Source organism: Kitasatospora sp. NPDC017646 (genome assembly GCF_044329365.1).
In the GTDB taxonomy this organism is placed as follows: domain Bacteria; phylum Actinomycetota; class Actinomycetes; order Streptomycetales; family Streptomycetaceae; genus Kitasatospora.
Window position 1 is genome coordinate 1 of sequence record NZ_JBIRJC010000090.1, and the last position, 10,625, is coordinate 10,625.

Annotated in this window: 9 protein-coding genes and 1 pseudogene; 4 read left to right on the plus strand and 6 right to left on the minus strand. The window is 70.4% G+C overall.

The features are described from left to right. Positions 1-367 precede the first annotated feature (367 nt). Both ACH4J0_RS42100 and ACH4J0_RS42105 read left to right on the plus strand, forming a co-directional pair. The gene (locus ACH4J0_RS42100; protein WP_396246483.1) at positions 368-547 is read left to right on the plus strand and encodes a hypothetical protein; all 180 of its coding nucleotides are present in this window, start codon (positions 368-370) and stop codon (positions 545-547) included. 45 nt (positions 548-592) lie between these two features. After that, positions 593-1,906, plus strand: a complete 1,314-nt coding sequence (locus tag ACH4J0_RS42105) for an IS5 family transposase (RefSeq protein WP_396246484.1) — start codon at positions 593-595, stop codon at positions 1,904-1,906. On the opposite strand, the gene ACH4J0_RS42110 is transcribed toward ACH4J0_RS42105, so the two are convergent. Beyond that, positions 1,893-2,630 (minus strand): VOC family protein, encoded by a 738-nt coding sequence (locus ACH4J0_RS42110; RefSeq protein ID WP_396246485.1) that lies wholly within the window; start codon positions 2,628-2,630, stop codon positions 1,893-1,895. The genes ACH4J0_RS42105 and ACH4J0_RS42110 overlap by 14 nt on opposite strands. Positions 2,631-3,886: 1,256 nt before the next feature. Here ACH4J0_RS42110 and ACH4J0_RS42115 point away from each other — a divergent pair. Continuing rightward, a complete protein-coding gene (locus ACH4J0_RS42115; protein WP_396246486.1) occupies positions 3,887-4,177 on the plus strand; it encodes a hypothetical protein in 291 nt (96 codons plus the stop codon). A gap of 395 nt (positions 4,178-4,572) precedes the next feature. Here the strand turns inward: ACH4J0_RS42115 and ACH4J0_RS42120 are convergent, their stop codons facing one another. From ACH4J0_RS42120 to ACH4J0_RS42135, 4 genes are all read right to left on the minus strand, one after another. Continuing rightward, positions 4,573-5,475 carry an alpha/beta hydrolase family protein gene (locus ACH4J0_RS42120; RefSeq protein ID WP_396246487.1) on the minus strand — a complete coding sequence of 301 codons (903 nt, stop codon included), beginning with the start codon at positions 5,473-5,475 and terminating at the stop codon, positions 4,573-4,575. A 365-nt stretch (positions 5,476-5,840) separates the two neighbouring features. Further along, complete coding sequence (locus ACH4J0_RS42125) at positions 5,841-6,482, minus strand: VC0807 family protein (protein ID WP_396246488.1); 642 nt, start codon at positions 6,480-6,482, stop codon at positions 5,841-5,843. Continuing rightward, the gene (locus ACH4J0_RS42130; protein WP_396246489.1) at positions 6,479-7,120 is read right to left on the minus strand and encodes a TetR/AcrR family transcriptional regulator; all 642 of its coding nucleotides are present in this window, start codon (positions 7,118-7,120) and stop codon (positions 6,479-6,481) included. Before ACH4J0_RS42130 ends, ACH4J0_RS42125 begins: the two co-directional genes overlap by 4 nt. Positions 7,121-7,670: 550 nt before the next feature. Further along, positions 7,671-8,354 carry a hypothetical protein gene (locus ACH4J0_RS42135; protein ID WP_396246490.1) on the minus strand — a complete coding sequence of 228 codons (684 nt, stop codon included), beginning with the start codon at positions 8,352-8,354 and terminating at the stop codon, positions 7,671-7,673. Positions 8,355-8,972: 618 nt separating this feature from the next. Here ACH4J0_RS42135 and ACH4J0_RS42140 point away from each other — a divergent pair. After that, a pseudogene (locus tag ACH4J0_RS42140) lies at positions 8,973-9,574 on the plus strand (transposase); the annotation flags it as partial. A 337-nt stretch (positions 9,575-9,911) separates the two neighbouring features. Here ACH4J0_RS42140 and ACH4J0_RS42145 read toward each other — a convergent pair. Further along, positions 9,912-10,355 carry an SUKH-3 domain-containing protein gene (locus ACH4J0_RS42145; protein ID WP_396246491.1) on the minus strand — a complete coding sequence of 148 codons (444 nt, stop codon included), beginning with the start codon at positions 10,353-10,355 and terminating at the stop codon, positions 9,912-9,914. Positions 10,356-10,625 lie beyond the last annotated feature (270 nt).

The following is a 10,625-nucleotide window of genomic DNA, read 5'->3' on the forward strand; positions in this document are numbered from 1 at the left end:
GGCACATCCAACTTCGATCCACCCTCATTGAGGGATGCCTGGCCGGCACCGGCCTCTCACTCACCCCACCGACCCCGCCCTGAAAACCTCAGTAGGCACGAGCCGTTCTCCGCCGGTCGTGCCAATGCCCGTCCTCGTCGTCCACCACAGATCGGAGAATCCGTCGGTCCCGGATCGAACACGGGTCGAGATCCTGTGGTGCGGCGGGCTGTCGGGGCCCGTCGTCCAGTCCGGATCCGAGCTTTGAGATCGGACGGGGGTTCGGTTCTCGGTCCTGTTCGGGTGATCGTGTACGGGACGGCGCATGAAAGAAGGGCCTCCTGCGCAGCCCGGAGATGTCGAGTCACCGGAGTGCGAGGAGGCCCTGTTGTCCCAGTCTGTCGTTTTCGCCGGGTCGGCGTCCAACTCCGGCGTGTCGGGCTGTGATTGTCTCGCTCACCGGTTCGGCAACGCCGCCGACCACGAGGACCGCCAACGCCGCTACCCCAGCGATCTCACCCACGCCGAGTGGGCCGTGGCGCGTGACGCGCTGCCGTTGCCGCGCTAGCTGGAGGGCCGAGGCGGCCGTCCGGAGGCCTACTGCCACCGCACCATGGTCGACGCCGTGCTCTATCTGGTCGACGGCGGCATCAAATGGCGGGCGATGCCCGCCGACTTCCCCCACTGGCGGGCCGTCTACCGCTTCTTCCGCCGCTTCCTGGCCCAGGGTCTGCTCACCGAGCTGCACGACCGGCTGCGCCGCCGAGTGCGGGTCAAGGAGGGCCGCGACCCGGAACCGTCCGCGGGGATCATTGACTCCCAGTCGGTCAAGGCTGACGCCGTGGTCGGCGCCGCCACACGCGGCTACGACGGCGGCAAGAAGATCAACGGCCGCAAGCGTCACCTGGTGGTGGACTGCCTGGGCCTCTTGCTGGCCGTGCCGGTCACCCCCGTCTCCACCACGGACCGCGACGCCGCGACCGCGATGCTGCCGCGCCTGCGCGAGAAGTACTTTCGCCTGAAGCTGGTCTGGGCCGACAGCAGCTACACCGGCGCCCTGGTCGAGTGGGCCGCCGCCGCACTGCACCTGGCACTCACGGTGGTCAAGCGCACCGAGGCCACCATGGGGTTCCAGGTGCTGCCGCGTCGCTGGGTGATCGAGCGCACCAACCGGGTGGCCGATGCGCACCCGCCGCCTCGCGCGCGACTACGAACGCACTACCGCCTGCGCCGAGGCGATGGTGCGCTGGTCGATGACCGCCCTCATGACCCGCCGCCTGGCCGGAAGACGGCGCTGAACCGGCCAGCCAGCCCCGCTCGGCCATCCGCCGCGCCTTCGCGCGCACCCCCTCCCCCCCGGCCGCGGACGTCTCCCATCCCAGCCGCTGAGCGACCTGACGGCAGTTCAACGGACCCGTCCCCTCCCGCGCGACATCGTCGAGCAGGACGACGATCCGCTGGTAGTCCGGCGCCAGCACCCGCACCGACACACCCTCGCTCCACACTGGCACCACCGTCCCCGGCGCCGCGGCCACCGCCGGCTCCCCGCTCCGCGGCGAACCGTCCACCTCACGCGCACCAGCCAGCGCCGCGGCCAGCTCCTCCCGGGCGATCACCGCCCGTTCATGCGCCCGTTCGGCCTCGGCGACCGCAGTCCGGGCGCGCTCCGCCGCCTCGCGGCACTCCTCCAAGCGCCGACGCGCATCCAGCTCCCGTTCCTCCAGCAGACCCAGCGGCGAGGGCAACCGGCACCTCCGGCATCACGACGACACGACGCGCCCATCGTGCCCGCCCTCCCGCCGACGCCACGCCTGAGCAGCGGAAATCAAACGATCACGCCCGGATTGATCACGGCTTCTCAGCCCACGCCGTCTTCGCCGCTGACCCGAGCAGGTCGGAGCCGTCGTTCGGGCTCAGCGAGGGCTAAGGAGGCAGAACTCGTTGCCCTCCGGGTCGACCAGAATCTTCCACGAGATCGAGGACTGGTCGATGCCAGGGTCGGTGGCGCCCAGGGCGCGCAGCCGGGATTCCTCTCCCGTCAGGTCGTCATCGAGGTAAGGAGCGACATCGAGGTGGACGCGATTCCACCCGCTCTTGATATCGGGAGTGCACACGAACTCCAGGTAGGGGCCGATGCCTTGGGTGGAGCGCAGGGAGGCGTGGTCGTCGGCGACCTCGTGCACCGTCCAGTCCGTCGCCTCGCCCCAGAACCGGGCCATCGCGCGTGGGTCGGTGCAGTCGACCACCACCGCGGCGATCGGCCCGGTGTCCCGGTAGATGGGGCGGGGTTCCAGGACGCAGAACTCGTTGCCCTCCGGGTCGGCCATGACCGTCCAGGGGACATCGCCCTGGCCCACATCAGCGAGGGTCGCGCCGAGGTCCTTCAGATGCGCGACCAACTCCGCCTGGTGGGCGGCCGAGGTGGTGGCCAGGTCGATGTGCACCCGGTTCTTCACCGTCTTGGGTTCGGGGCGGGTGATGATGTCGATGCAGACGGCCGTGGGGTCGGGGTAGTCGAAGCCCACGGGTTCGAGGTTCGTCACGCCGGGTCCCTCGCTGTCGACACCCCAGCCGAGTGCCTCCGCCCAGAACCGGCCGAGCACGGAGTCGTCCTGGGCCTTCATATTGATCTGCACGAGTCTTGTTGCCATGCCGCAAATCCTAGAACCGGGCCCAGAGCCAGAGGTACGCGGTCAAACTTCGCCGAGACGCCGTCAAAGTTCGGTGAGATGGGTCAAACTTCGATGAGAGGGGTCACGGGCGCTGCCCCACAGGCCACACAGCCTCACAGGCCGCCCTACAGGCAGGCGCCCCTACCAGGGCGAACACGGGCCCTGCCTCACAACCCCCACAGGGCACCCCCACAGGGCAATACCGGACAAGACAGGGCATGCTCGGCTCACAGGCCCCACACCCAGCCCCACATCCCCCACAGCCGGGCTCACAACCCCACAGCCCGACCCAGAACGGCGCCCACGGCGCTGCACCGCACAGCGGAAGCGAGGCCGGCGCGCAGCACCGCGCGGCGGCGCCCCGGACGGCGGGCGCGGCGCCCCCTGGACGGCCGCCAGGGGGCGGGATGCGGCAGGGGGGCGAGGACGGCGGCCAGACGACCGACCGGCACCACGTTTGATGGCACGCGCGAGGTATCCCCGCCCGGACCGCGAGGACGGCGACACCGAACAGGACCGCGGCCTGGCGGACGCCGACGAGCAGCCAGGCCGCCTCGCGCCCGGCGGCCCGGACGGCGGCGAGCAGAACACCGACGGCACCGAGCAGGACGCCGACGAGCGGCCCCCGGACACCGTGGACCCCTGGGAGACGAGTACTCAAATCGAGCACCCGCAGCGGGCCTTCCGAGCGGGTGCTCAAAACGAGCACCCGTCGATCCGACACCCCACGGCCCGTGACGCACACCATCCCATACCCCAGAACACGCGGGCAGAAAAACCAGGAAAACCCCCAGCGAAAACCTCGGCTAAAACTTCCCCCGAAACCACCCCCAGAACAACCCAAGAACCCGCCCGAAAACCCGCCAACTCCCCACCCCTCGACACCCCACCCACAGCCGCATGGCATGCCCACGCCGAACACACACAGCAACCAGAAGGCCCCTGGCCCGGGACGGGCGCAGCAGCCGACCGGCTGCCCCAGCCAACCCCACCAACCCCCAAAAACGCCTCCAACCCCCAACAGGTCACACCCCCGAGAAGCAGCGGAGGGGCGGCCGGGTGGCGGCCTCATGTCGCCCGAAAACGGTCATATCCTCCGAATGGGCGACAGATGCGGTTGGTGCGGGGGCGTCCTGCCGAGCGGGCGGGGCCGCCGGTACTGCCCACGCCCGCGTCCGTGCCGACAGGCCGCCTACCGGGCCCGCAGGCGCGCCAAGGCCGCGATCCGCGCGCGCGTGGCCCTGCTCCAGATCAGCCAGGAACTCCAGGCACACGCGCTGGCCCTGGACGAGCTGATCGCCGAGGCGCTGCACGCGCAGCAAGGGCTGCCCGGCGCCCACCGCATCGCGGCGGCCGACTTTCAGCAGCTGACCCGCGAGCTGGTCCGGTGCGCGGTGATCGCCGACCGCGAGGCCGGCGCGACCTGGGCCACGATCGGCAAGGCGCTCGGACTCAGCGCGGACGCCGCCCGCGCCCGTTACGGCAAAGTCCGCCTCCTACGGCCACCACCCCCAGAACCCGCCTGACCGCCTCCGCCGCCCACCTCACCCCACCACCACGAGCGGCCGGCACCAGCCGGACACGAGAACAAGAGCACAGCGCAGCACCCGGCCGCACCGACCAACACCCCCAACCCACCCACCACAACCACCAGGCAGGGGCCCAGGAAGGTAAGTCGAAGTGGTGAGTTCGACCCGTCACCCCCGATGAGCAGCGCAAACAGGCGGCAAGCGGAGATGGGGGCCGGTGGCCGGTCCGCACCGCGGACCGGACCCGCCCCGGGCCCCCGTGCCGAACCACGAGCCGAACCCCCGGCCGAACAGTCCGGCCCCCCGTACGCGGGCAACCAGCCGACGGGACGGGCGGCGTCACGTCCAGCGGTGGCGTCCGGTGCGCCGGGCCGCGCCGCCGGGGAAGGAGGTCAGGCCAGGGTGCGCTCCAGCCAGTCGAGGACGAGGGTGTTCCGCAGTTGGGGGGCCATGGGGGCGCAGTGGTCGCCGGCGCCCTGGGCGGTGGTCAGGATGGTGTGCTGTTTGGGGCAGCGGAGGAGGTCGAAGAGGTGCGTGTCCTGGTCCGGGATGAGGGCCTCGGTTTCGTAGCCGAGGACGAGGGTCGGGCAGGTGACGAGGTGTGCCACGTCGTCGCAGCGGAACTGGCGGATGGTGCGGGCGAGTCGCCAGAGGTCCTGGGGCGCCCGGCCTGCGCGGCCGTCGTGCAGGAACTGGGGCCCGAAGATCTCGGCGCGTTTGGCGAGCAGCGGGGTGGCCTGGCCGAGTTGCGGGAGGACGGCCTGTTGCCAGTGCCGGTTGACGGCTTCCGGGTCGGGATGGTCGGCGAGTTCGCGCCAGGTCTTGGGCCAGGCGAGCCAGTTGTCGACGGCGCCTGGGTCGGCGACCACGGCGGCGAGCCGGGGTTCGAAGGCGGCCGCGCGGATGGCGAGGATGCCGCTCATGCTCCAGCCGGTCAGGGCGATCCGGTCGGGGTCGACCAGCGGGGAGCGCAGGAGATGATCGACGACCGGATGTATGACGTGTTCCCAGTCGGGGCGGAAGGGGATTGCGTGCTCGAAGAGCAGGCTGCCCTGCCCGGGCCCCTCCAGGATCAGGGCGTTCCAGTCGCGTTCGATCGCCGCGCAGGCGCCGAAGGCGTAGAGGTCGATGCTCTGGGCGTCGCTGCCGTTGACGAGGATGAGGGTGGGCCGGCGCCGGGGTGTTCCTGGGGGCGTGAGGAGGTAGGCGGGCAGTGCGACGTCCTCGTACAGGATGCGGAGCCGTTGTACGGGCGGGTCGAGGAGTTCGCCCGCTCGGTGCCAGCAGGCCTGCATCTCGGCGAAGACCGCCGGCTCGTCGGCCGGCCGGGCGCTGCCGAGAACGGAGACAACGCCAGGGACAGGTACTTGGCGGCACGCAGGTAGGCGTCGCGGGCGCCGATCGTGCGGCCTGAGCGGAGGGCGGTTTCCGCGGCGACGGCGGTGCGGCGGCCGAGGGCGAGGAACTCCTCGTGGTAGCCGCGGCCGGACAGTCCGGCCCGGTTGATGCGGTCGACGGCTGCCAGGAGCTCCCCGGCTTCGGCGGCCCGGTAGGCGGTGGCACCGAGGGCGGCGCGGGTCTGGAGGTCGAGGTTGGGCTCCGGGAAGAGCCGTAAGCGGTCGACGGGGGCTGTGGTGGTCAAGGGAAGGTCCCGTTCCGGTCAGGCCCGCAGGCCGTGGCGCTTGGTGTACGCGAGGTGGAAGACGAACAGCGGCGCGGCAATGACCGGCCAGCACGCGTTCATGGCCGCAGGGGCGGCGTCCACCGGCAGCAGGTAGGCGAAGGCGAGCTGGGCGAGCGCGTTGAGCAGGCTGGCCGCGCCCCACACCGCGGTGATCACCCGCAGGCCGTACCGGAAGGCGGCGTCCTGGTGCCACCGCCCCTCCCAGGCGCGCAGCCCGTCCTCACCCGCCTTGGCCTGCACGAACGAGCGGAAGACGACCATCAGAGCCGGGCGTCCGTAACCGACCGAGGCCAGCAGCCAGGCGCCGATCAGTCCGCCGAGCATGCCCGTCCAGGCCTCGCGGACCAGCAGCGCGCGCGGGTCGCCGGTGAGCGAGGAGAGCACCAGCCCAAGACCGATCATGCTGAGGATCAGCAGGGCCAGGAAGTCGAGACGGCGAGTGCGAACCAGCCGGACGAGGATCGTGGCCGCCGGCACCGCGGCCGACCAGAGCAGGGACCACCACTGGTCCACGCCCGCGGCGCGCAGCCCGTAGTAGGCGCCGAGCGGCAGGACGAGATCGAGCAGCAGCGGTAAGAAGAGGCGGGGCCGGCGGCGCGGGGCGGCGTGGACGGTCACGACGCCTCCTGGTTCCTGGTCGCGAGGGCGAACAGGGCGACCAGTTCGCGCCCGTAGGCGCGCGGGTCGAAGTCGTCCCCGGAGGCGAGCCGGCCTGCGGCCGCATCGATCGAGGCGCGGATCGCGGTGGCCATCGCCTCCGCGTCGAACCGGCGGAAGGCGCCGCTGCGCTGGCCGTCCCTCAGGTGCTGCACCAGCAGCGCGACGGGGGTGTCGAAGCCCGCCGAGCTGACCAGCGGGCTGCCGTCCTCCCGGCGGGCGTTGGCAAGAACGTCCACCAGTGCCCGCACCTCGACGGGGTGCTCCGCCAGGAACTCGAGGTTCGCCTCGATGTAGGCGGCCAGCATCGCGGCCGGCTCGGTGTGCGCGCGGATGCGCGGCTGCATGGCGACCCGCGCCTGTTCCTGGACGGTGTCGACCAGGGCCTGGAACAGGTCCTCCTTGTCGTCGAAGTGGTACGAGATCAGCCGCACGCTGGAGAGCTTGGCCCGTTTGGCGATCTGCGCAAACGAGGCACGGGCGTAACCGAGTTCGGCGACGGTCTCGATCGCGGCAGCGACGATCTGGGCACGCCGCGCGTCGGTGGTGAAGCTCCGGCCACTCTCCGGAGCGGCCGCGTCCGATGGATTTACTCGCATGAGTAAAAACTAACACGGATCGGCAACACCTGCGGCACGTAAGGACGCAGCCGCTTCCGATGGCAAGCGGCCCGCGCGGGGGCGGGGCGGGCACCGACCCAGGCCAGGACACCCGAGCGAGGCCTCCGTGGCCGCGATGGTGTGCTGGGGCCGGCCCGGTGGGTGCGCAGCCCGGTGATCCGGCCAACCACGCGGGCGTCACGGCGCACCACCGTGCCCCCGGGCGCGAACCGGTTGTCCGGTGGCGCAGCAAGGAGGCCGGGGCCCGGCGGCCCCCTTGGGTGGAGGCATGGGAGCTGCCGCCTACGGCGTCACCGTGGGACGGGCGCAGCGCGGTGGGTTGAAACCGGGCGGGCCGGCGGCCCTGCGTGGAATGCGGGGTGGCGCCTGTGGCGCCACCGGTTGCGGGCGTCGCCCAGGACGTGACCCGGAGGTGGGTGGGGAGTTCTGACTAACGGCTCAGGGGCCGGGGGCGAGGGTGGAGGGGGCGTTCTGGGCAATCAGTCCCGGTAACCATTTATGTATCGGCGATGACGCAGAGCATGACGAACTACCGCCACCAGTAGAGACGTTGGCTGCGGCGGCCAGACGCTGATCCCCTGGATCGGCGCGGGGGTTTCAGCACCCTGGCCTGAACTCTGGCGAGCAGATCGGTGAAAACCTCCACGTCGCATCTGCTGACCAGTTCCGAGAGACTCCTCCCTATCGCTTCCACATCCCTGCTGGCCGGGGCCATGTCCATGTGGTCGAGTGCGAAGGTCAGCAGCTTCCGGTGCCGGAAACCGTCTCCCAGCGCCCGGGCACAGAACAGCTCGGCTCGCAGGCCCTCGGCGTCCAGGACCTCGCACTGCGCTGCAAGGGCGTGGAAGTCGCTGCGTGACCAGCCCACGATGGTCTGGAAGCCGTGCTCACACAAAGTGTCGTCGAAGCAGGCCAGGAGAAGGGCAGACCGGGCGGTGGACCAGGCAGTGCCCGAGATCAGGACTCGGTTCACCCTCCCTCGTCGCAGTCGCACGCCGTCGGAGGCGGCAAGCCAGCGGGATTCGGGTCCCGAAGGCCGTGCCGTCGATCTGACGCGACGAAGTTCGTCGAAGAGGGCTCGGCACGTGTCCACCGACGGTTCGCTGTCCGCAGGTGGGCGCCGGTGATAGAGGGCGATGAAGAGCGCGCGCTCGATGATGTCTGTCTCGTCCCGGTCCCGGAGGACGCTGCCCGGCAGCAGGTCAGCGGTCATATCTCCCGGATTGGCTGCCTCCACAACGCTGCTGCATGCCATGAACTCACCGACGCGGCCGATGGGTCGGGCAGGGTGCGACGGAGGAACTCCTCATCGAGTCGTGCGACGATCTCGCGCAGCCCTCCCCGCGCTGCGGGTGACAGCCAGCGAAGGGCGTCTTCGAGGGTGCCCCGGGCGTCCGTCGGGTCGCAGCAGGGGCAGTCATCCAAGGGCAGATGCAGGTATCGGCCGGGTTTTTGGAGGAATGTCTCGTATCGGTGCAGAGCCTCAGCAACAGCACCGCGTCCCAGATGCTGGGCCTCGATCTGGTAGATGGCCGCCCGAGTGCGACGGGGAACGCCTGGAATCCGGCGGACGGAACGGGTCGTGCTGGGAGCTGGCCACCGCTGAGCGCGGATGGCACCGGGCGGCCTACGCGCCATCGGCCTTTCGGGTCTGCGTCATGGGGCCCATGATGCCAGGACTCACGCGGGTGGGGCCACCAGAAAGGGAGGCGTGCCGGGCAGAACCCGGGGCAAGAGCCAACGTGACCGAGCGAGCCGGCTCCAGACACCGCCAGAGACCCGGAAGACCCTGACCATTGGTCAACGGTCAGTCCAGAACTACGTCCACAACATCGCGCTGGACGTCGCCACTCGCTCCATCCTCGCCGCTGTCTTGCGCCCGGCCGACACCAGGGCTGTCGACGCCGCGCTGCTGCTCGCCGAGATGGCCGTCCCGCACCCGCTGCGGCCGAGCTGACCCGAGCCACTGGCGATATCCCGCGCGCCCGTGCCGTACGAAGACCTCCTGGAGGTGGACGGGCGCCTGGAGGCCGCCGCGGCCCGCCCCGTCGTCGTCCCGGAGACCGTGGTCGTCGACCGCGGCCGGATCTTCCTCTCATCGGCGTTCCTGGCCGCCTGGGAAAGTCTGGGGATCAGCGTGCAGCCCATCCAGCCCCGGCGCCCCACCGCCAAGGGCCACGTCGAGCGCACCTTCGGCTCTATCAACACCCTGTTCTGCCAGCACGTCGCCGGCCACACCGGCTCCGACGTCACCCGCCGCGGATCCGACTGCCAGCGCGAGGCCCTGTGGCGCGTCGCCCAGTTGCAGGACCTCTCGACCAGTGGATCGCCACCGAGTGGCAGAACCGCCCCAGCGAATGGCTGCGCCACCCGTCGATGCCCGCCTGCGCACTCACTCCGAACGAGCTGTGGGGCGCCATGCTCGGCGGAGCTGCGTCGCGCAGCTGGCGCCCCGTCGTGCGCAGCATGGTGCCGTAGGCGGTCAGCCGCTCGGCGAACGCCTGGAAGGCGGCTACCGGATCGCTGGACGTCCAGGCCCTTCTCCTCACTCCTCCTCCCGACCGGTGGCGCCACGAAGCGGCGGTGTGGGCGCGGCGCTGCCGGCTCGCAAGGCGCCCGGCCACAGTGTCGGCCCGGCGCGCGAAGCCGTCGCACATCGGTTCCAACGACCAGCACGGCTTCGGCTGGGAGGGCTGGACCCTCAACGCAGCCACGGCCCGTGTCTCGCGAGGAGCGAAGTGTCGGGTCGGGGCTGCGTTGGTGGTCGGGGTCAGAGCATAAGCGGCCGTTTCTCGGTCATCATCCGCAACAGGCCCTCGGCGAAGTCCTGGCCGACACGGCTGACATTCTCCCAGGCCCAATACAGTGCGCCCGATTCACCCAGCAGATAGAACCCGTCGCTGCCGCTGATGCCTTTGCCGACCTGGCAGAGGTCCTCCCCCGTCTCTGCGCAGAACCTGGTCAAGGCCAATTTGCTCAACGCGGTCGGGGACACGCCCAAGTCGATGCCCGTGATGACCTCTAGCTGACGAGGGTTGGGGAACCTCGGCCGCACTCCGGCGAACTCGGCGAGGAATGCCCGGGCGTAGTCGGGCAGGGGTCGGTCGGAGGCTGCGAAGAGCCTCTCCACCTCGAGTAGTGCCTCCGGGGCCTGGCGGCCGGGAATCCAGCCGGCGGCACGGAGGGCGGAATAAACCAGTGGATCGTACTGCATGATCACCACCTTACGGCGAGAAGTGGTCACAATTAAGCGTCGGACCGGCCTAGCCTCGCGCTTTCACGAAGCTGACCGCCCGGTAGATGTCAGCTATCTGAAGAGTGCCTCTGGCCAGCGGGAAAGAAGATTATCCGGGTCCTGTATCCGCAGCAGCTGGAGGCACTTCTCAGATTACTGAGGTTTTCAGGGCGGGGTCGGTGGGGTGAGTGAGAGGCCGGTGCCGGCCAGGCATCCCTCAATGAGGGTGGATCGAAGTTGGATGTGCCG

Excerpts from the sequence above, each read along its gene's own strand:
- ACH4J0_RS42110 (WP_396246485.1), bottom strand. The coding sequence starts at position 2,630 with ATGGCAACAAGACTCGTGCAGATCAATATGAAGGCCCAGGACGACTCC.
- ACH4J0_RS42145 (WP_396246491.1), bottom strand. The coding sequence starts at position 10,355 with ATGCAGTACGATCCACTGGTTTATTCCGCCCTCCGTGCCGCCGGCTGG.
- ACH4J0_RS42120 (WP_396246487.1), bottom strand. The coding sequence starts at position 5,475 with ATGCAGGCCTGCTGGCACCGAGCGGGCGAACTCCTCGACCCGCCCGTA.
- ACH4J0_RS42130 (WP_396246489.1), bottom strand. The coding sequence starts at position 7,120 with ATGCGAGTAAATCCATCGGACGCGGCCGCTCCGGAGAGTGGCCGGAGC.
- ACH4J0_RS42105 (WP_396246484.1), top strand. The coding sequence starts at position 593 with ATGGTCGACGCCGTGCTCTATCTGGTCGACGGCGGCATCAAATGGCGG.
- ACH4J0_RS42135 (WP_396246490.1), bottom strand. The coding sequence starts at position 8,354 with ATGACCGCTGACCTGCTGCCGGGCAGCGTCCTCCGGGACCGGGACGAG.